Source organism: Streptomyces sp. NPDC031670, from assembly GCF_055580545.1.
This window is the reverse complement of record NZ_JBVILC010000017.1, coordinates 1-19,435: the sequence shown is the minus strand read 5'-3', so window position 1 is coordinate 19,435 and position 19,435 is coordinate 1. Positions and strand designations below refer to the sequence as shown.

The window sequence follows — 19,435 nt, the reverse complement described above, 5'->3', positions numbered from 1 at the left end:
AGCTGGACGCCGCGGGCAATCGACCCGCCCGCCTCGACTCTTCCGTCTGATCCACCACACCACCTGAACCGACGGCCCCGCCCTCACACAGACGGGCGGAACCGTTCTCTTTCACTCCGTCGCCGTCGTGACGTGCTCTCCGAACCGTGCCTCTCCCGGCCTGCCCTGTCCCGCCAGGCAGGGCCATGGGTGAGACGGGACCGTAGGGTGTGCGGATGGGCATCAGTCAAAGCCTGCGGACCGATGCCGCCGAGGGTGCGGACGCCTCGCCCCCGCGTGGCAGGTGGCGGCGGCCGGTCTGGCGTGTGCCGGGGGTCGTGGCGCTCGTGGTCCTGCCGCTGTACGTCGTCTGGGCGCTGGTCCTCGCCACCGGGGGCGGGGACCTCGCCGCTCAGCTCGCCTGGGCCGGCTTCGCCTCCCGGCATCCGGGTTCGGCCTACAACCTCTCCTGGTACGGCGGCGCGCACACCGCCAACTACAGCCTGCTGACGCCGTGGTTGATGGCGGCGTTCGGGGTGCGCGCGGTGTCGGTCGCCGCGGGGCTGTGCGGTACGTGGCTGATGGCGCTGCTCTTCGTAAGGGCGGAGGGCGGGCGGTTCGGCGGGGACGGGCCGTGGCGGGGCGTGTGGCCCGCGCTGCTCGCGGCGTTGGCGCTGTGGTGCAACGTCGTGTCGGGGCGTACGACCTTCGCCACCGGGGTCGTCTTCGCGCTGGCGGGATGCGTGCTGGTGCAGGGGCTCGGGCGGGGTGCGCCGGGGCCCGCTGGGGAGCTGCGCTCTCGGGTGAGGCTGGTGCTCGCGTGTGTGAGCAGTGCTCTCGCGACCATGGCCAGTCCGGTCGCCGGGCTCTTCCTGGTCGTGGTGGCCGCCGCGTACGGGCTGGACCGGCAGTGGGGCAAGGCCGCCGTCCTGGGCGTGCCGCCGTGCGCGGTCGTCGGCGCCACCACCCTCCTCTTCCCCTTCGAGGGCGAACAGCCCATGGCGATAGGCAAGTTGTGGATGCCGCTCGCCGTCTGCGCCGCGCTGCTGCTCGCCGCGCCACCCTCGCGCACATGGCGGGTCGTGCGCCTCGGGTCGGCCGTGTACGCGGTGGGGGTCGTCCTCACGTACGCCGTGGCCTCGCCCGTCGGTACCAACGTCGAGCGGCTCCTCGGGCTCGCCGGGCCGCCCGTGCTGCTCGCCGCGGTCCTCGCGCCCGGGCTCGACAAGGTGCGGCGGGTCGTGCTCGTGGCGGTCCTGCTCGTCTCCGTCAACTGGCTGCGGGACAAGACGCTCGACGACATCCGGGTGTCCACCGCCACGCCCGCGTGGGCGGCGGAGACCGACGGGCTCGTCGATGAGCTGCGCCGGCTCGGCGCGGACCGGACGCGGGTGGAGGTGGTGCCCGCCCGCAACCACCGCGAGGCGGCGGTGCTCCCGGCGTACGTCGCCAACGCGCGCGGCTGGAACCGGCAGTTGGACGTGGAGCGGGGGCGGCTGTTCTACGACGGCTCGTTCTCGGCCGCCACGTACCGGGCGTGGCTGAACCGGTGGGCCGTCGGGTTCGTCGTGCTCCACGACGGCCTGCCGGACGGACCCGCCACGGCGGAGGCGGCGCTGGTCCGCGGGGAGCCGGAGTGGCTGGAGCGGGTGTGGGGGGACGCGCACTGGACGGTGTACCGGGTACGGGGAGCCGTGCCGCTGGTGTCGGCGCCGGGGGTGGTGGTGCGGGGGGACGACGCGTCGTTGGTGGTGCGGATGCCCCGGGCGGGGTCCGCGACCGTGCGGATCGCGTACTCGCCGTGGCTTCGGGCGGACGGGGGCGCGTGTCTCGCGCGGGACGGGGAGTTCGTGCGGATCGCCGTGCCGCGGGCGGGGGTGTACCGGTTGGATTCCGCGTACCGGTGGCCCCGGGGAGGGTGTTGACGGCCCCGGGGGGTGAGGGGGCGCGGTGGTTCGTCGGGGAGGGCGGGCCGTCCGGGGACACGCCCCTCAGTCCGCCGCCACCCCCGCTCCCGCCTCCCTGTACCGCCCCGCCGTCCTCGCCGCCTCGTAGTGCGCGGGGACGCCGTCCACGAGGATCAGGTCGCCGGGGACGTGGTTCGTGCGGAGCGGGGCCAGGGACCGGTAGGCGGGAGAGTCGTACCAGGCACGGGCCTCGGACAGGGTCGGGAACGCGATCATGACCAGGTTTCCCGGCCAGCTGCCCTCGCGTACCTCCGGAGTCGTCCCGTGGACCAGGAACCGGCCGCCGAAGGGGTCCAGGGTCTCCTGGATGCGCTCCATGTAGACGAGCACGTCCTCGTGGACGGGGCCGTCGGTGGGGCGCAGATGGGCTATCGCGTACGCGGTCATGGCGGCCTCCGGCAGGGGGAACGGGTACCGGGATCGGTACCGATGCCCTGATCCTGCCGGGGGCGGGCCGGTCGGTCGATTACCGGGGAAGTAATCGACCGGCCGACCCGCCGCCTCGCTCACATCGCCCGCACCCGGACCCAAGCCCGCGTCCGGACCCGCACCCGAGCCCGCGCCCGAGCCCGCCCGTCTCAGATCGTCGCCGTGTCGATCACGAACCGGTACCGCACATCGCTGGCCAGCACCCGCTCGTACGCCTCGTTCACCTGCTCCGCGCGGATCACCTCGATCTCCGCGCCCAGGCCGTGCTCGGCGCAGAAGTCCAGCATCTCCTGGGTCTCCGCGATGCCGCCGATCATCGAACCGGCGAGGATCTTGTTGCCGCCGATGAGGCCGAACATGTTGAGCGAGTTCGGCTCCTCGGGGGCGCCGACGTTCACCAGCGCGCCGCCGGGCTTCAGGAGCGAGAGGTAGGCGCCGAGGTCCAGCGGGGCCGAGACCGTCGAGACGATCAGGTCCAGGGAGCCCGCGAGCTTGGTGAAGGTCTCCGGGTCGCTGGTGGCGTGGAAGTGGTCCGCGCCCAGCTTCAGCCCGTCCTCCTGCTTGCGCAGCGTCTGGCTGAGCACGGTCACCTCGGCGCCGAGCGCGTGCGCGATCTTGACGCCCATGTGGCCGAGGCCGCCCAGGCCCAGGATCGCGACCTTCTTGCCGGGGCCCGCCTGCCAGCGCTTGAGCGGCGAGTACAGGGTGATCCCGGCGCAGAGCAGCGGCGCGGCCACGTCGAGCGCGAGGGCGTCGGGGATACGGACGGCGAAGCGCTCGCTGACCACGACGTGGGTGGAGTAGCCGCCGTAGGTGGGCTCGCCGTCGTGTCCGACGGCGTTGTACGTGCCCACGGCGCGGGCGCAGAACTGCTCCTGCCCGGCCGCGCACTGCTCGCACTCGCCGCAGGAGTCGACGAAGCAGCCGACGCCGACCCGGTCGCCCACGGTGTACTTGGTGACGCCGGAGCCCACCTCGGTGACCACACCGGCGATCTCGTGGCCGGGGACCATCGGGAAGATGGCCTCGCCCCAGCCCTCGCGGGCCTGGTGGATGTCGGAGTGGCAGATGCCGGCGTACTTGATCTCGATCAGGATGTCGTGCGGGCCGACGGCGCGGCGCTCGATGGTGGTGCGCTCCAGCGGCGCCTTGGCGGCGGGGACGGCGTAGGCGGCGACGGTGGTCATTGCCTTGACTCCTCGGGCTTGTCGGGTACGTCCACCAAGGTGCCCCAGCTTTCGCGTGCCACCCACCCCCCTGTCCTTCGTACGTCCGCTGTGCGTACCACTGGCAGGGTCAGGCTCACGGTCGTACGACGGCGGATACTTGGGTGTCATGGACCAGCGTGCCGAACTCAGCGAATTCCTCCGCTCCCGCCGGGCCCGGCTCAAGCCGGGCGATGTGGGCCTGCCCGACTTCGGGCGCCACCGCCGGGTGCCGGGGCTGCGCCGGGAGGAGCTGGCCCAGCTGGCCGGGGTTTCGGTGGCGTACTACACCCGCCTTGAGCAGGGGAACGGGCAGAACGTGTCGGCCGAGGTGCTCGACGCCATCGCGCGGGCGCTGCGGCTGACCGACGCCGAGCAGCAGCACCTGACGCATCTGGCCAAGCCGACCGCGGCCAAGAAGAAGAAGGCCGGGCTCTCCCGCCAGGTGCAGCTCAGGCCGCAGCTGAGGCATCTGATCGACTCCATGGACTCGGTGCCCGCGTACGTCCTGGGCCGCCGGCTGGACCTGCTGGCCTGGAACCGGATGGCCGCCGCCCTGATCGGTGACTTCGTCTCGCTCCCGGCGGAGGAGCGCAACCTCGCCCGCCACATCTTCCTCGACCCGGTCGCCCGCGAGCGGTACCTGGAGTGGGAGGACAAGGCGGCCGAGGTGGTCGGCGTGCTGCGGCTGTGCGCGGGCTGCTACCCGGACGATCCGCTGCTGACGGCGCTGGTGGGCGAGCTGTCGGTGAAGAGCGACGAGTTCCGTACGCTGTGGGCCGCCCACACCGTCCGCCAGAAGGGCCACGGCACCAAACGGCTGCACCACCCGCTGGTGGGCGAGCTGACGCTGTCGTACGAGACGCTGAAGCTGCCCGAGGAGCACGATCTGTCGCTCGTGACGTACTACGCGGAGCCGGGCTCGCCCTCGGCCGACTCGCTGCGGCTGCTGGCGAGCTGGGCCGCCGCTCCGGACCCGGACGCCTCGGCCCCCGGTGGCCGCCCGGCTCCCGTCACTCCTCCGACGCGCTCCCCGTGACCGGGGGGCTCATGCCGCCGCGTTCTCCGTGATCGTCACCTGTCCCTTGCGGATGACGGCGATGCGCGGCGCGCGGCGGGCCAGGGCGGTGTCATGGGTGACCATGACGAAGGTCAGCCCGTGCTCCTTCCACAGGCCCTCCAGGACCTCCATGATCTCGTCGCGCATGTCCTCGTCTAGGTTGCCGGTGGGCTCGTCGGCGAGCAGGACCTTGGGGCGTTTGACGACCGCGCGGGCGATGGCGACGCGCTGCTGCTGACCGCCGGACATCTCACCGGGCAGATGGGCCAGGCGTTCGCCCAGGCCCACCGAGACCAGCGCGTCGGCGGCGCGTTCGCGCCGGTCGGCGGCGGAGAGGCCGAGCGGGACGAGCGCGGTCTCGACGTTCTCCTGGGCGGTGAGCGTGGGGATGAGGTTGAAGCTCTGGAAGACGAAGCCGATGGACTCGGCCCGCACCTTGGTGAGCCGCGCCTCGGGCAGGCTCGCCAGGTCGAGGCCGTCCAGGACGACGCTGCCCCGGGTCGGCCGGTCGAGGCCGCCGAGCATCTGGAGCAGGGTGGACTTGCCGCCGCCGGTGGGGCCCTGGATGACCAGACGGCCGCCGTCCTCGATGGTCAGATCGACTCCGGTGAGCGCGTCGACGGTGTCCTTGCCCCGCTGGTACCGCTTGGTGACGCCGCTGAGTTCATACATGACCCGGGGTCACCTCCTTTCGTACGTACGTGAGTGGGCGATGCGCGGCGGTCAGGCGACTCGGCGCAGGGCGTCGGCGGGGCGCAGCCGGGAGGCGCGCCAGCCGCCGAAGCCGCCCGCGACGAGACCGCCCGCGACCGCGAGGGCCACGGCGAGGCCGACGGTGGTGAGGGAGACCGGCGCGGTCAGGGCTATGTCGACGGCCTTGGCCGCCGAGCGGCGCCCGAACCCGCCGCCGCCTCCGAAGCCCCCGTTGCCGCCCCCGCCGGCGCCGCCCAGCTTCGCGGTGAGCGTCGGGCTGATCGCGGTGACGGCGTAGGCGCCCGCCACCCCCAGGGCGATCCCGAGCACGCCGCCCATCAGCCCGTTGACCAGGGCTTCTCCGACGACCTGGCGGGTGACCCGGCCGCTCTTCCAGCCGAGCGCCTTGAGCGTGCCGAACTCCCGCACCCGGCGGCCGACCGCCGAGGAGGTGAGCAGCCCCGCCACCAGGAAGGCGGCGGCCAGCACGGCGTAGGAGAGCCATCTGCCGACGCTGGAGGCGAGGCCGGTGGCGGTGGCCAGGGAGCCCGAGACGGTGTCGGCTAGGTCGGCGGAGGTGGTCACCGTGGTGCCGGGGACGTTCTTCTGGATGGCGGACTTCACCGCGGCGATCTTCTGCGAGTCGGCGGCCTTGACGTAGACCGTGGTGACCTTGTCCTTGGCTCCGGCGAGCGTCTGCGCCCGCGCGAGCGGCAGATAGACGTTGGCGGCGGCCTCCCCGCTGTCGGCCGTGGCGAGTCCGATGACCGTGAACCTGGTGGCGGAGACGGTGATGCTGCCGCCGGGGGCGAGCTTCTTCTCCTTGGCGTACGCGCTGTCGAGCACCGCGACCGGGGCGGTGCTCTCGTCGGTACGGAAGGTACGGCCGGAGGTGATCCGGGAGGTGGTGAGCGGGCCGAGCCGCTGCTTGGTGACGTCCGTGCCGTAGACCGTGAAGGAGTTGACGTCGAAGGAGGCGCCGCCGCCCTGCACCTCGCCCTGCGGGCCGCCCCCGCCGCCGCCCCGTTCGCGCCGCTGCTGCTGGCGGAACTGCTTGAACTCGCCGCGGGTGAATTGGCCGTCGACCTTCAGCACGGTCAGGTTGAGTCCGCCGACGGCGTCCGCCACCCCGCTCTGCCCGCCGACCTGGCCGACGGTGGAGGAGGCGAGGGTCTGGAAGCCCTGGACCATCACCCGGTCGCCGGACTGGGTGCCGCTCTCCCCGCTGCCCCTGGCGTCGAACTTGAAGCGCCGGCGGTCCTCCTGCGAGGTTCCGGGCGGGGCCGCGGCCTTGGTGACCGTCATGTCGGTGCCGAGGCCGTACAGCGACTGCAGGACCTTGCCCTGCGCCCGGGTCATGCCGGCCGACACCGAGCTGACCACGATGACCAGCGCGATACCGAGGGCGAGCCCCGAGGCGACGACCAGCGCCGCCTTTCTGCGGCGGCGCAGCTCACGCCGGAGGTAGGTGAAGAACATGGCGCGAAGCTAGAGGGGCCCGGTGATGGTGGCTTGAGACCACGATGAGAGTGCCATGAGAACGCGAAGGGCCGCGCCCGGGGTCCGGGCGCGGCCATTGCCGTCGTACGCGGTCGTACAGCGTCGTAACGGTGTCGTAGCGGTGTCGTACCGGGGCCGTGCGAACCGGTACGGGACGGGATCAGGCGGCGGAGCCGGCCTGCCAGGCCGCCCAGCTCATGTTCCAGTCGCTGAAGCCGTTGTCGGGCGTGATGGTCTTGTCGCCGGTGTTCTTGACGACGACCACGTCACCGACGATGGAGTGCTCGTAGAACCAGGCGGCGGCGGTGTTCGGGTCGCCCGCGCCCTTGGTGTCGGACAGGCCGACGCAGCCGTGGCTGGTGTTGACGCTGCCGAAGATGGACTTGTCGCCCCAGTAGTTGCCGTGGATGAAGGTGCCCGAGGCCGACAGGCGCATGGCGTGCGGGACGTCCTTGATGTCGTACTCGCCCTTGCCGTCGCCGTCCGTGAAGCCGACGGTGGCGCCGTTCATCCGGGTCTCCTTGAACTTCTCGGAGATCACCATGGTGCCGTTGTACGTCTTGTGGTCGGGCGCGCCCGCCGAGATCGGGATCGTCTTGACGGTCCTGCCGTCCTGGGTGACGGTCATCTGGTGGGTCTTGGCGTCGACCGTGGAGACCTGGTTGCGGCCGATCTTGAAGGTGACCGTCTTCTCCTGGACGCCGGTGACGCCCGGCTTGGCCTCGACGCCGTCGAGGTCGAGCTTCATGGTCACGGTCGAGCCGGACTTCCAGTAGTCCTGCGGGCGGAAGTCCAGGCGCTGGGCGCCGAACCAGTGCCCGACGACCTGCTGGCCGCTGCTGGAGGTCACCGAGATGTGGGACTGCACGTCCTTCTTGTTGGTGACCGCCTTGTCGAAGGTCACCGACACCGGCATGCCCACGCCGACCGTGGAGCCGGACTCGGGCGTGAAGTTGCCGACGAAGCTGTTGGCGGGCGAGACGGTCGCGAACGCGGTGTTCTCGTGCGCCTGACGGCCCTTGGCGTCCTGCGCGGTCGCCGTGATCCGGTACTTGGCCGAGCGCTTCAGCTGCTTGTCCGGCACCCAGCTCAGCCCGTCCGCGGATATCTTCCCCGGGACCGGGGTGCCCTCGGCGGACGTCATGACCACCGAGGTGAGCTTGCCGTCGACCACCGACACCTTGGTGTCGTTGTTGATGCCGACGTTGTCGGCGCCGTTCTTGGGCGTGATGGTGATCTTCGCGTCGGAGGTGTCCTTCTCGGCCGCCTTGTCGACCTGGGACTGCGACGACTTCGAGGCGTCGGCGCTGCCCCCGCCCTTGCCGCCGTCGTTGCAGGCCGACAGCAGCAGTACACCGCCGAGCACCGCGGACGCGGCCACAAGACCCTTGCGCCGCTTACTCTCCGTTATCACACGCTTCTCCATCGTTGCCGGTCCCCCAGGCCATCGACTGAACAACATAGCCACTGAAGCTGTGGTTCCCCTTCCGCGTGAGGTGTGGGAAACACCACCCGGTCCGGACAAACCCGGCCCCCGCGCGGCCCCCCGGAGGTCAAGGGCGCGTGCCCTCGTCCTCGTCCTCCTCGTCGCTCTCATCTTCCTCGTCGAGGTCCCAGTCCTCGTCGTCGGGGTCGTACTCGACCTCCTCGCTGCTCCAGGAGGCCTGTGCGAGCTCGACCCCCGGCACCTCGGCCACCAGGTCGAAGGGGTCGACCAGATACGCCAGGGCCTCCGCCTCGTCTTCCCGTACGGCGGACCGGGCATGCGCGCGTTCCTGATCCGGAAGGAGCTCGTCCGCCGCGATGCGCTCCAGGGCCGCGCCGGTCAGCGCCTCCGGGTCGTCGATCTCCAGTACCAAATCCACCCGGAGACGGACATAGCGTGGTGTCTCTTCGGTCGTCATGCGTCGGAGCGTAGGGCTCGCGACCTCCGCGACTTTCCTGCGACCCGCTGCTTTCACTAGCATCGACGCACACCACCAATTCGCCGTACTACAAGGGGGATCGACCAGGTGTCCGTCGCTCGCCGGCCTCTGCTCACCGCCACCGCCGCGGGCTCGCTGCTCTGCGCTCTGTGGTTCGTCCCGTCCGCCAACGCCACGGACGAGAAGCCACAGCCGGCCCCGTCCCGTTCGGCGGCCGGTCCCCGGGCCGTGCCCGCCACCGCGCCGGGCACCACGCCGGGCGCCGCGCCGGGCCCGCAGACGGGGCCCGCCCTCGCCGACACGGGCACGGTGGACACGTCCCCCTACCTCTTCGGCGGTACGGCCTTCCTGGGCCTGGGGGCGGGGTTCGTCGCCTTCTCGGTGCGCAGGGCGCGCCAGCAGTACTGAATCCCTCGGAACGGGTCCGTTCGAAACAGAAGTACGCGTACACGAAGGGGCGCCCGGGAAATTCCCGGGCGCCCCTTCACATGTACCGCGCGGCTGTCAGGCCAGCGGACCGGTGACCGTCTCGACGGCCGCGACCAGCTGCCCGGAGCGTACGAACGCGTCGGCGGCGGCCAGGTCGGGGGCGAGGAAACGGTCCGGGCCGGGACCGCCGACACCGACTTCCCGGGCCGCGCGGATGGCCGCCTCCGAGGCGGGCGCGGGGGTGAGGCCGTGGCGCAGCTCGATGCCCCGGGTCGCCGCGTACAGCTCGACGGCGATGATGCGCGTCAGGTTGTCGATCGCGGTCCGCAGTTTGCGGGCGGCCGACCAGCCCATGGAGACGTGGTCCTCCTGCATGGCGGAGGACGGGATGGAGTCGGCGGAGGCCGGGACGGCCAGCCGCTTCATCTCGCTGACCAGGGCGGCCTGCGTGTACTGGGCGATCATCAGGCCGGAGTCGACACCGGCGTCGTCCGCGAGGAACGGCGGCAGGCCGTGCGAGCGGTTCTTGTCGAGCAGGCGGTCGGTGCGGCGCTCGGCGATGGAGCCGAGGTCGGCGGCGGCGATCGCGAGGAAGTCCAGGACGTAGGCGACCGGGGCGCCGTGGAAGTTGCCGTTGGACTCCACGCGGCCGTCCGGCAGGACCACGGGGTTGTCGACCGCGGAGGCGAGCTCGCGCTCGGCGACGGTGAGCGCGTACGCGATGGTGTCGCGGCCGGCGCCGGCGACCTGCGGGGCGCAGCGCACCGAGTACGCGTCCTGGACGCGCGGGGCCTCGTCCTCCTGGAAGTGCCCGGTCAGACCGGAACCCTTCAGCACGGCGAGCATGTTGGCGGCGGAGGCCCCCTGGCCCGGGTGCGGGCGGATCGCGTGCAGCTCGGGGGCGAGGACCTTGGCGGTGCCGAGCAGCGCCTCCAGGGAGAGCGCGGCGGTGATGTCGGCGGAGGTGTAGAGCTTCTTGAGGTCCGCGAGGGCCATGATCAGCATGCCGAGCATGCCGTCGGTGCCGTTGAGGAGGGCCAGGCCCTCCTTCTCGCGCAGCTCGACGGGCTCGATGCCGGCCTCGGCGAGCAGCTCCCCGGCGGGCCGGACGACTCCGTCGGGGCCCTCCGCGTCGCCCTCGCCCATCAGGGTCATGGCACAGTGCGAGAGCGGCGCGAGGTCGCCGGAGCAGCCGAGCGAGCCGTACTCGTGGACGACGGGGGTGATCCCGGCGTTCAGGATGTCCGCCATGGTCTGCGCGACGGACGGACGTACGCCGGTGTGACCGGAGGCGACGGTCTTCAGCCGCAGGAACATCAGCGCGCGGACGACCTCGCGCTCCACGCGCGGGCCCATGCCGGCGGCGTGCGAGCGCACGATGTTGCGCTGGAGCTGGGCGCGCAGGTCGGGGCTGATGTGCCGGGTGGCGAGGGCGCCGAACCCGGTGGAGACGCCGTAGACGGGCTCCGGCTTGGCGGCCAGGGCGTCCACGATCCCGCGGGCTCTGGCGAGGGCGTCGAGAGCGTCGGCCGAGAGCTCGACCCTGGCGTTGCGGCGAGCGACGGCGACGACGTCCTCCGGGGTCGTCCCGGACGTCCCCACCACGACAGTGTGCATATCCATATTCAGCAGCGTACGGATTGAATCGGTGCGTGTCACTAGGGGGGCCTCGCGGGGCGGGCCCGGGGTTCGTCTGCGGGTGCGTGGGGGCGCCGGTCGCGCAGTTCCCCGGCCCGGAGTTCGTCTGCGGGTGCGTGGGGGTTGCTCGCGCAGTTCCCCGCGCCCCTTATCGGCCCGGGGTTCGTCTGCGGGTGCGTGGGGGTTGCTCGCGCAGTTCCCCGCGCCCCTGGGTGGTCCGGGCCTCTGGCGAGGGTACGTGCAGCTCGTCCGGCGCCTGGGGGGCCGCAGGCCCCTTTCAGGGGCGCGGGGAACTGCGCGACCAGCCCCCACTGCGCCGCAGACGAACAAAGGGGCGCAGGCCCCCTCAAGGGGCGCGGGGAACTGCGCGACCAGCCCCCGCCGGGCCGCGGACGAACACGGGGCGCGGGGCCTCCCGGTCGGCAACCGAATCAGGGTCCGGGGGCAAGGGCGCGGGGGTCCCGGGGGTGCGGCCACTGGGGTCTCAGCCCGTCCCGCGGCCACGGAAGCGCCGCCGCTCCCCCCGCTCCGGCCCCGCCGTATCCGCGAGCTGCACCACGGCCCCGTCCCGCCCCGCCACCACCGGTGTCGCCGAGCGGGCCGCCTTCGCCCGGTACTGCGCCGCGTCCGCCAGACGGAACAGGCGGCGGGCCGAGCGGACCTGGCCGATGGGGTCGCCCGTGGAGGCGACCCCGCACGCCACCCCGTCCCCGAGCTCCAACTCCCCCGCCCGCAGGCACAGTTCGGACGCCACCTCGACCACCTCGTCCGCCTGCGGCCCCATCGAGAGGAGGCAGAACTCGTCGCCCCCGAGCCGCGCGGCGAGCGCGCCCGGCAGTATCGCGCCGCACAGCGACAGCACCGAGCCGAAGCGCTCCAGCAGCCGGTCCCCCACCGCGTGCCCCCGAGTGTCGTTGACCCGCTTCAGCCCGTTCAGGTCGCACACCACCAGGCTCACCACCGAGCCGTCCCGCCGGTGCGCCTCGATCGCCTCGTCGAGGCGTACATCCACCGCCCGCCGGTTGGCCAGACCCGTCAGCGGGTCGGTGAAGGCGAGGCGGCGGACCTCCTCCAGGCGTTCCGTCTGGGCGATCCCGGCCGCCGCCACGGACGCCAGCACGGTGGCGAAGTCCGCGTCGGAGGCACCGAAGACCGGCGCGCCCACCGGCCGGGCCACATACAGCTCGCCCCACGCCCGCCCGTGCAGGACGATCGGCGCCACCACACAGCAGCCGCGCCCGCGCCGGCGCAGGGCGGTGACGCGCTCATGGCAGTAGCCCGCCGAGTCGTCGGGCCCGGCCGCGGTCTCCACCCACGCGTTGGGCTCGCCCCCGCCCGCCCACCGCTCGTGCAGGAACTCGGTGATCTCCGGGAACTGGTGGACCGGATACGTCTCGTCCTCGGGGAACTCCTCCTCCCCCGCCGCCCGTTCGCCCGCGTTCACCAGCACCCGCAGCCGCCCGAGCTCCCGCTCCCACGTGGAGAGCGCGGCGAAGCTGCCGCCGAGCGCGTCCCGCGCGCCGAGCGCCGCCGCCCGCCAGGACTCGCGCGGGGTGTGGGCCGCGGCCATGGCCTGCGCCAGCGACACCACCGCCCGCAGCCGTGCGTCCTCGGTCCCGCCCACACCCTCACCCTCACCGCGCATCCCTCCAGCTTAGGGAGGTTTGCCCCGGTTTGATCAGTTAGGCTGGGCCAGATCGATCACATTCGATCAAGGTCGAGCACTCCATGTACCCGGGACGGCGCCGCTCTCACTCCCCCGGCCACTGCGGCTTCCGCTTCTCGTTGAAGGCCGCGACACCCTCCGCCCGGTCCCCGGAGAACGCCACGGACCGCCACGCCGCGTCCTCGACCTCCAGCCCGGCGCGCAGGTCGAGCCCGTGACCGAGGCGCATGGCCCGCTTGGCGGCCCGCAGCCCGACCGGCGAGTTCGCCGCGATCCGCCCGGCCAGCTCCAGCGCACTCGTACGGTCCTCACCCGCGTCCACCAGCACGTCGACGAGGTTCAGCTCGCGCGCCTCGGCGGCCTCCACCCGCCGTGCGGTGAAGACCAGTTCGGCGGCCCGCGCCGCCCCCACGCGCCGGGGCAGCAGCTGCGTACCGCCGCCGCCGGGGATGACACCGACCGAGACCTCCGGCAGGCCGACGACGGCCGTCGCGTCCGCCACGATCAGGTCGCAGGCGAGCGCCAGCTCGAACCCGCCGCCGAGCGCGAAGCCGTGCACGGCGGCCACCGTCGGCATGGGCAGCTCCAGGACGCCGGTGTAGCAGGCGCGCGCGGTGGGTCGCTGGCGCACCAGCTCGGCGTCGGTGAAGGAGTTGCGCTCCTTGAGGTCGGCGCCCACGCAGAAGGCCCGCTCGTGCGTGGAGGTCAGCACGGTCGCGCGGACGGAGGGGTCGGCCGCGAGCGCGTCGCAGGCGGCGGCGATCGAGCGGGCCATCTCCGTGGACACGGCGTTCATCGCCTTGGGCCGGTCGAGGACCAGCTCGGCGACGTGACCGTGCCGCCTGACGCCGACGAACTCCCCGTACCGCTGCTCATCCGTGCCCATGAGACCCTCCCGAACGACGTTAACGAACGTTACGTCGGGATCTTAGGCAGGGAGGCGCGCGCCCCGTAAGGGCGGCTATCCGCCCCGGCGGTGCAGCATCCACGGCTCGACCACGCCGAGCCCGCGCACCGGCCGCTGCCACATGGGCTGGAGCGCGAAGCGGTACTTGGGGGGCTCCTCGCCCTCCTTCTCGGCCCGCGCCGCCTCCTCCGCCGCCTGTGTCTCGGAGACCGGCGCGTCGCCCGTACGCGCCAGCTCCTCCGCGAAGGCGCCGTCGACCAGCACCGAGTCCTTGGGCGCTATCGAGGTGAGCCTGCTGGCCAGGTTCACGGTCGTACCGAACACATCGCCCATCCGGGTGGTGACCGTGCCGAAGGCGATGCCCACGCGCAGCGCCGGCATCGTCTCATCGTGGCCCATGGTCTCGATCAGCCGGAGCGATATCTCCGCGGCCGTCCCGGCGTCGTCGGCCGCGAACAGGACCTCGTCGCCCAGCGTCTTGATGAGCCGGCCGCCGTGCGCGGCGACCAGGTCGGCGGCGGTCGTCTCGAAGGCCTCGACGAGCTCGCCGAGCTCCTCCTCCTCCAGGCGCCGGGTCAGCCGGGTGAACCCGACGAGGTCGGCGAAGCCGACGGCCAGGCGCCGGTCCACCATCTCCTCGTCGTCGGCGGCCTGCACCACGCGCCCGGTGGCGGCGGCCAGCTGGCGCCGCCACACATAGACGAGGAACTCCTCCAGCTCCGGCAGGAGCAGCTCGACCAGCGGGTACGTGACCTCCGTACGGGTCATGCCGGGCTCGGGCGGCTCGGTCAGGCCCTCCAGGAAGGAATCGATCTGCCATTCGGCCAGCCGGGCGGTGGTCTGCCCGGTGGAGCGGGCCACCTGGACCGCCATGGGCTCGCTGAGCAGCCCCGCCTCGACCAGACCGGCCAGCCGGCGCAGGGCCAGCACGTCGGCCTCGGTGAGCGCCTTGGCCTGCCCGATGTCGGCGAAGCCCATGGCCCGCCAGAACCGCGAGGCCAGCTCCATGGAGACACCGGCGGTCCGGGCGGCCTGGAACGGCGTGTACCGCCGGTCCGCGCCCAGGATCAGCTGCTCCAGACGGATGGCGAGCGGATCGGCGGTGGGCTCGGCGGTGTGGTCCACGACGTGGTGCGGGGTCGGGTAGGCGGAGGGCGCCGGCTCCGAGTGGGGGCCGTCACCCTCGCCGGACTGCGTGTCGTCGACGGTCACCAGCCGCCTCCTGCCCGTTCCCTGCGCATTCCCTGCCGATCTGTCGCTGGATCGGGCTCCACGATACGGCAGGTGTGCCGTAGCTCACGTCGCCGCACCCGTTGCCTTGTCCCCCGAGGCGGTGCAAGGGGGTCCGGGGAGCGCGCGCGGGGCGTTGCCGGAGCGCGCTTCCTCAGCCCGCCGCCGGGCGCAGGTGGACGATGTCGCCCGCCGCCACCGGCTCGCGCACGCCCTCCTCGGTGGCCAGCACCAGACGCCCGTCCCCGTCCACCGCGACCGCCTCGCCGGTCAGGGCGCGGTCGCCCGGGAGCTCGGCGCGCACGGTACGGCCGAGCGTGGCGCAGCCCGCCGCGTAGGTCTCCTGGAGCCGGGTGGCGGCCGGGTCGCCGCCCGCCTCGCGCCAGTCCACGTACCACTGCTCCAAGGAGCGCAGCACGGCGCGCAGCAGGGTCTCGCGGTCGGTCGAGACCGCGTCGGCCAGCGCCAGCGACCCGGCGGCGGGCACCGGGAGTTCGTCGGCGCGCAGGGTGACGTTGAGGCCGATGCCGACCACCACCGCGTCCCGGCCCGCCCGCTCGGCCAGGATCCCGCCCGCCTTGCGCTCCTCGCCGCCGACCGTGACCAGCAGGTCGTTGGGCCACTTCAGCGCGGTGTCGACGCCGCCGGCGCGGGACAGGCCGGTGGCCACCGCCACCCCGGTGAGCAGCGGCAGCCAGCCCCAGCGCTCCATCGGGACGCCCGCACCGGGCCGCAGCAGCACCGAGAAGAACAGGCCCGAGCGGGGCGGCGCCGACCAGCTGCGGTCCAGCCGTCCGCGCCCGGCGGTCTGCTCCTCGGCGACCAGCACCGCGCCCTCGGGCAGCTCGTCGGCCCGTGCGGTCAGGTCGGAGTTGGTCGAGCCGGTCGCCCCGACCACCTCCAGAGAGGTCCACAGGGCGCCGGGCCGCACGAGGGCGTGGCGCAGCGCGGAGGCGTTGAGTGGCGGCCGGTCGAGGTCGGACCAGCGGCTTCGGGATGCGTCCTGGGGCGTCATACGGCCCAGGTTAGGCGCGCGGGCGCAAGCGCACCCCAGTGTGGCAAACGACGCACTGCCGAACGGTAGGCGCGCCACTACCCTACGAGTCAGTAGCCAGCCGAAAACCCGTGACCAGGCAGGGAGCCGCGTCCCGATGTCCGAGCCGGAGCAGCAAGAAGTGACTGACATCCACACGACCGCGGGCAAGCTCGCGGATCTGCAGCGCCGCATCGGGGAGGCCACGCACGCCGGCTCCGAGCGCGCTGTGGAAAAGCAGCACGCCAAGGGCAAGTTGACCGCGCGTGAGCGGGTCGACCTGCTCCTCGACGAGGGGTCCTTCGTCGAGCTCGACGAGTTCGCCCGGCACCGCTCGACCAACTTCGGCATCGAGAAGAACCGTCCGTACGGAGACGGTGTCGTCACCGGCTACGGCACGGTCGACGGACGTCCGGTGTGCGTCTACTCCCAGGACTTCACCATCTTCGGCGGCTCGCTCGGCGAGGTCTACGGCGAGAAGATCGTCAAGGTCATGGACTTCGCGCTGAAGACCGGCTGCCCGGTCATCGGCATCAACGACGGCGGCGGCGCCCGTATCCAGGAGGGTGTGGTCGCGCTCGGCCTGTTCGCCGAGATCTTCCGCCGCAACGTGCACGCCTCGGGTGTGGTCCCGCAGATCTCGCTGATCGTCGGCCCCTGCGCGGGTGGCGCGGTCTACTCGCCCGCCATCACGGACTTCACGGTGATGGTCGACCAGACCTCGCACATGTTCATCACAGGACCGGACGTCATCAAGACGGTCACCGGCGAGGACGTGGGCTTCGAGGAGCTGGGCGGCGCGCGCACCCACAACACCACCTCGGGTGTGGCGCACCACATGGCGGGCGACGAGAAGGACGCCATCGAGTACGTCAAGTCGCTGCTCTCCTACCTGCCTTCGAACAACCTGAGCGAGGCCCCGGCCTTCCCCGAGGAGGCCGACCTGGAGGTCTCGGACTCCGACCGGGAGCTGGACACGCTCATCCCGGACTCCGCGAACCAGCCGTACGACATGCACACGGCCATCGAGCACGTCCTCGACGACGGCGAGTTCCTGGAGACGCAGGCGCTGTTCGCGCCGAACATCATCACCGGGTTCGGGCGCGTGGAGGGCTATCCGGTCGGCATCGTCGCCAACCAGCCGATGCAGTTCGCGGGCTGTCTGGACATCAACGCCTCGGAGAAGGCCGCTCGTTTCGTGCGGACCTGCGACGCCTTCAACGTGCCGGTGATCACCTTCGTGGACGTGCCGGGCTTCCTGCCGGGCGTGGACCAGGAGTACGGCGGCATCATCCGGCGCGGCGCCAAGCTGATCTACGCGTACGCCGAGGCGACCGTCCCGCTGATCACGGTCATCACCCGCAAGGCGTTCGGCGGCGCGTACGACGTCATGGGCTCCAAGCACCTGGGCGCCGACCTCAACGTGGCCTGGCCGACCGCGCAGATCGCGGTGATGGGGGCGCAGGGCGCGGTCAACATCCTGCACCGGCGCACGATCGCCGCCGCCGCTGACGCCGAGGAGGCGGAGGCGACCCGCGCCCGGCTGATCTCGGAGTACGAGGACACGCTCCTCAACCCGTACGTCGCGGCCGAGCGCGGCTACGTGGACGCCGTGATCATGCCGTCCGAGACCCGTGCCCATGTCGTGCGGGGTCTGCGTCAGCTGCGGACGAAGCGGGAAACCCTTCCCCCCAAGAAGCACGGCAACATCCCCCTCTAGGCCCCCAAGGAGCGGTCATGATCAAGGTCGTACGGGGCAACCCCACTCCGGAGGAGCTGGCCGCCGCACTGGCGGTGGTCCGCGCGCGCGCCGCGGCGACAGCCTCTGTGCCGTCCGGCGCGCCGCTGCCCCCCGAGGACTGGTCCGACCCGGCGCGCATCGCCCGCCACCCGGTGCCCCGCCCGGGTCCGCGCTCCTGGGCGCGCACCTACTGGCCGGCCTAGGCCCCTTCGGAGCGGGCCGCCTCCGTACGTACGGGGGCGGCCCGCCTTGAGTACCCGTACTCAGGCGCCCGGCCGGTTCCGGCCGCAGTATCGAAGGCATGCTGTGGTCCGACCCGAAGAACGAGCCGCCTGAGGAACTGCGCGAGGCGCAGGCGAAGATGCGCCGCGCGGGCCTGGTCCTCGCGCTGCTGATGGTGCTGGCGATGTTCGTCGTCAGCATCCGCTGAGCGCTGTCTACGATGACCCGTATGACTGCCCCCGCACGCCGCCTGGTCCTCGCCTCCGCCTCCCCCGCCCGCCTCGGTCTGCTGCGCCAGGCCGGTCTCGCGCCGGAGGTCATCGTCAGCGGGGTCGACGAGGACGCCCTCACCGCCCCCACCCCCGGCGAACTCGCCCTGGTCCTCGCCGAGGCCAAGGCCGACGCGGTGGCCGCCCGCCCGGAGGCCGCCGGGGCGCTGCTCATCGGCTGCGACTCGGTCCTGGAGCTGGACGGCGAGGCGCTGGGCAAGCCCGCCGACGCCGAGGAGGCCACGGCCCGCTGGAAGTCCATGCGCGGGCGCTCCGGCGTGCTGCGGACGGGCCACTGCGTGATCGACACGGCGAACGGCCGCCGCGCCTCGGCCACCGCGTCCACCACGGTCCGCTTCGGCGAGCCCAGCGACGCGGAGGTGGCCGCGTACGTGGCGAGCGGCGAACCCCTTCACGTGGCGGGCGCGTTCACCCTGGACGGCCGCTCGGCCCCGTTCGTGAACGGCATCGACGGCGATCCGGGCAACGTCATCGGTCTCTCCCTGCCGCTGCTGCGCACGCTGCTCGCGGAGCTGGACATCGCGATCACGGACCTCTGGGCGGACCGGTAGCGGGGACTCGCGGCGACGCGCTCAGGCCGCGGCGGGCTCCGGCGGGGTCCCCTTGCCGGGCGGGGCCTCGACGGGCTCCCCGTCCTCCGGCTCCGCCGGCAGCGGGGGCGCCGCGTACATCAGCAGGGTCAGTACGACGAGCGCCAGGACCAGCATCATGAAGGCGAACGCGGCCCAGCCCATCAGACCGACCGTCAGCGCGCCCAGCACGCCGTGCACCACCGCGCAGGTGATGAGCAGGATGCGCCCGAGCCGGCCGGGCGCGCGGTCGCGTACGCCGGTGAACAGCAGGACGGCGCCGCACACGGCCAGGTAGAGGCCGAAGACCCCGCCCATGACGTACGTGGTGGTCGACATGGTGCCCGAGTCGATCCCGCCCAGGGACATGTTCTGCTGGTGCACCACGCGTCCGAGGAACCAGTTCACCAGCACGAAGCCGACGGCCTCGCCCAGAAGAACGATCGCGGCCACCACGGCCAACGCTCTGCGCGCCACGGCGCACCACCCCTCGTTCGCACCCAGCCCCTGTTACCGGTAGTACGTCTGACAACCGAACGCTACTCACCGGTAAACCCTTGGGCAAGGGTCCTGACAACGCCGGGGCCACGATCTTCCGGTGGCAAAGATTCATTCGGCCATTCGTAGGGACTCCACAAAGAATGTGAGGGGCCCCCTGGCCTTCGGGACAGAGACCTTGACCACACCAGAAGGCTAATGTGCCGGGCAGGGACCCGGCGTACCGTGGTGCGACAAGGGATTTCGCGACATGAGCGAGCCGCGCGTCACACTCCGTGTGGGCAACCTCACCACGGGGGACGGGTCGTGGGCCGGTGTACGGCTTCCCTAAACTCAGCTTGTTTTCAAGGAGGGAGCCATCGTGCGCAAGGTGCTCATCGCCAACCGTGGCGAAATCGCTGTCCGCGTTGCCCGGGCGTGTCGGGACGCCGGGATCGCCAGCGTAGCCGTCTAC

At 72.3% G+C, this 19,435-nt stretch carries 20 protein-coding genes; 8 read left to right on the top strand and 12 right to left on the bottom strand.

Going from position 1 to position 19,435, the window contains the following annotated elements:
• Positions 1-215: 215 nt before the first annotated feature.
• Positions 216-1,904, top strand: a complete 1,689-nt coding sequence (locus ACZ5ID_RS27355; protein ID WP_468903007.1) for a hypothetical protein — start codon at positions 216-218, stop codon at positions 1,902-1,904.
• A gap of 66 nt (positions 1,905-1,970) precedes the next feature.
• Here the strand turns inward: ACZ5ID_RS27355 and ACZ5ID_RS27350 are convergent, their stop codons facing one another.
• On the bottom strand, positions 1,971-2,333 hold the full coding sequence (locus ACZ5ID_RS27350) for a DUF1330 domain-containing protein (RefSeq protein ID WP_468903004.1): 363 nt from the start codon (positions 2,331-2,333) through the stop codon (positions 1,971-1,973).
• Positions 2,334-2,524: 191 nt separating this feature from the next.
• Positions 2,525-3,562 (bottom strand): NAD(P)-dependent alcohol dehydrogenase, encoded by a 1,038-nt coding sequence (locus ACZ5ID_RS27345; RefSeq protein WP_406556865.1) that lies wholly within the window; start codon positions 3,560-3,562, stop codon positions 2,525-2,527.
• 148 nt (positions 3,563-3,710) lie between these two features.
• On the opposite strand from ACZ5ID_RS27345, the gene ACZ5ID_RS27340 reads away from it, so the two are divergent.
• The gene (locus ACZ5ID_RS27340) at positions 3,711-4,619 is read left to right on the top strand and encodes a helix-turn-helix domain-containing protein (protein WP_468903000.1); all 909 of its coding nucleotides are present in this window, start codon (positions 3,711-3,713) and stop codon (positions 4,617-4,619) included.
• 9 nt (positions 4,620-4,628) lie between these two features.
• Here the strand turns inward: ACZ5ID_RS27340 and ACZ5ID_RS27335 are convergent, their stop codons facing one another.
• The 4 genes from ACZ5ID_RS27335 to ACZ5ID_RS27320 all read right to left on the bottom strand — a co-directional run bounded on the left by ACZ5ID_RS27335 (position 4,629) and on the right by ACZ5ID_RS27320 (position 8,737).
• Positions 4,629-5,312, bottom strand: coding sequence for an ABC transporter ATP-binding protein (locus ACZ5ID_RS27335; RefSeq protein WP_468902998.1), 684 nt, complete (start codon positions 5,310-5,312; stop codon positions 4,629-4,631).
• Between the two features lie 51 nt (positions 5,313-5,363).
• Positions 5,364-6,812: an ABC transporter permease gene (locus ACZ5ID_RS27330; protein WP_468902996.1), complete on the bottom strand. Its 1,449-nt coding sequence runs from the start codon at positions 6,810-6,812 to the stop codon at positions 5,364-5,366.
• Positions 6,813-6,993: 181 nt separating this feature from the next.
• Positions 6,994-8,259 (bottom strand): L,D-transpeptidase, encoded by a 1,266-nt coding sequence (locus ACZ5ID_RS27325; RefSeq protein ID WP_406556080.1) that lies wholly within the window; start codon positions 8,257-8,259, stop codon positions 6,994-6,996.
• A 127-nt stretch (positions 8,260-8,386) separates the two neighbouring features.
• Positions 8,387-8,737 carry a hypothetical protein gene (locus ACZ5ID_RS27320; protein WP_468902994.1) on the bottom strand — a complete coding sequence of 117 codons (351 nt, stop codon included), beginning with the start codon at positions 8,735-8,737 and terminating at the stop codon, positions 8,387-8,389.
• Between the two features lie 108 nt (positions 8,738-8,845).
• Here ACZ5ID_RS27320 and ACZ5ID_RS27315 point away from each other — a divergent pair, with 108 nt between their 5' ends.
• Positions 8,846-9,166 carry a hypothetical protein gene (locus ACZ5ID_RS27315; protein ID WP_468902992.1) on the top strand — a complete coding sequence of 107 codons (321 nt, stop codon included), beginning with the start codon at positions 8,846-8,848 and terminating at the stop codon, positions 9,164-9,166.
• Between the two features lie 96 nt (positions 9,167-9,262).
• Here the strand turns inward: ACZ5ID_RS27315 and hutH are convergent, their stop codons facing one another.
• From hutH to ACZ5ID_RS27290, 5 genes are all read right to left on the bottom strand, one after another.
• Positions 9,263-10,804, bottom strand: coding sequence for a histidine ammonia-lyase (gene hutH / locus ACZ5ID_RS27310; protein WP_468903236.1), 1,542 nt, complete (start codon positions 10,802-10,804; stop codon positions 9,263-9,265).
• A 505-nt stretch (positions 10,805-11,309) separates the two neighbouring features.
• On the bottom strand, positions 11,310-12,470 hold the full coding sequence (locus ACZ5ID_RS27305) for a GGDEF domain-containing protein (RefSeq protein WP_468902989.1): 1,161 nt from the start codon (positions 12,468-12,470) through the stop codon (positions 11,310-11,312).
• A 106-nt stretch (positions 12,471-12,576) separates the two neighbouring features.
• A complete protein-coding gene (locus tag ACZ5ID_RS27300) occupies positions 12,577-13,377 on the bottom strand; it encodes an enoyl-CoA hydratase/isomerase family protein (protein WP_468902987.1) in 801 nt (266 codons plus the stop codon).
• A gap of 75 nt (positions 13,378-13,452) precedes the next feature.
• Complete coding sequence (locus ACZ5ID_RS27295; protein WP_406555128.1) at positions 13,453-14,610, bottom strand: adenylate/guanylate cyclase domain-containing protein; 1,158 nt, start codon at positions 14,608-14,610, stop codon at positions 13,453-13,455.
• Between the two features lie 172 nt (positions 14,611-14,782).
• Entirely contained in the window at positions 14,783-15,643 is an 861-nt protein-coding gene (locus ACZ5ID_RS27290; RefSeq protein WP_468902985.1) for a biotin--[acetyl-CoA-carboxylase] ligase, read from the bottom strand.
• A gap of 136 nt (positions 15,644-15,779) precedes the next feature.
• On the opposite strand from ACZ5ID_RS27290, the gene ACZ5ID_RS27285 reads away from it, so the two are divergent.
• The 4 genes from ACZ5ID_RS27285 (at position 15,780) to ACZ5ID_RS27270 (ending at position 18,465) form a co-directional block, all read left to right on the top strand.
• Positions 15,780-17,381: an acyl-CoA carboxylase subunit beta gene (locus ACZ5ID_RS27285; protein ID WP_468902983.1), complete on the top strand. Its 1,602-nt coding sequence runs from the start codon at positions 15,780-15,782 to the stop codon at positions 17,379-17,381.
• Between the two features lie 17 nt (positions 17,382-17,398).
• Positions 17,399-17,605 carry an acyl-CoA carboxylase epsilon subunit gene (locus ACZ5ID_RS27280; protein ID WP_406555131.1) on the top strand — a complete coding sequence of 69 codons (207 nt, stop codon included), beginning with the start codon at positions 17,399-17,401 and terminating at the stop codon, positions 17,603-17,605.
• A gap of 98 nt (positions 17,606-17,703) precedes the next feature.
• Positions 17,704-17,832 carry a morphogenic membrane protein MmpB gene (gene mmpB, locus ACZ5ID_RS27275; protein WP_358837859.1) on the top strand — a complete coding sequence of 43 codons (129 nt, stop codon included), beginning with the start codon at positions 17,704-17,706 and terminating at the stop codon, positions 17,830-17,832.
• 12 nt (positions 17,833-17,844) lie between these two features.
• The gene (locus ACZ5ID_RS27270; protein ID WP_468902979.1) at positions 17,845-18,465 is read left to right on the top strand and encodes a Maf family protein; all 621 of its coding nucleotides are present in this window, start codon (positions 17,845-17,847) and stop codon (positions 18,463-18,465) included.
• A 21-nt stretch (positions 18,466-18,486) separates the two neighbouring features.
• Here the strand turns inward: ACZ5ID_RS27270 and ACZ5ID_RS27265 are convergent, their stop codons facing one another.
• On the bottom strand, positions 18,487-18,960 hold the full coding sequence (locus ACZ5ID_RS27265) for a hypothetical protein (RefSeq protein ID WP_468902977.1): 474 nt from the start codon (positions 18,958-18,960) through the stop codon (positions 18,487-18,489).
• 382 nt (positions 18,961-19,342) lie between these two features.
• Here ACZ5ID_RS27265 and ACZ5ID_RS27260 point away from each other — a divergent pair.
• The coding region (locus ACZ5ID_RS27260; RefSeq protein ID WP_280842533.1) for a biotin carboxylase N-terminal domain-containing protein at positions 19,343-19,435 on the top strand (93 nt) is incomplete at its 3' end.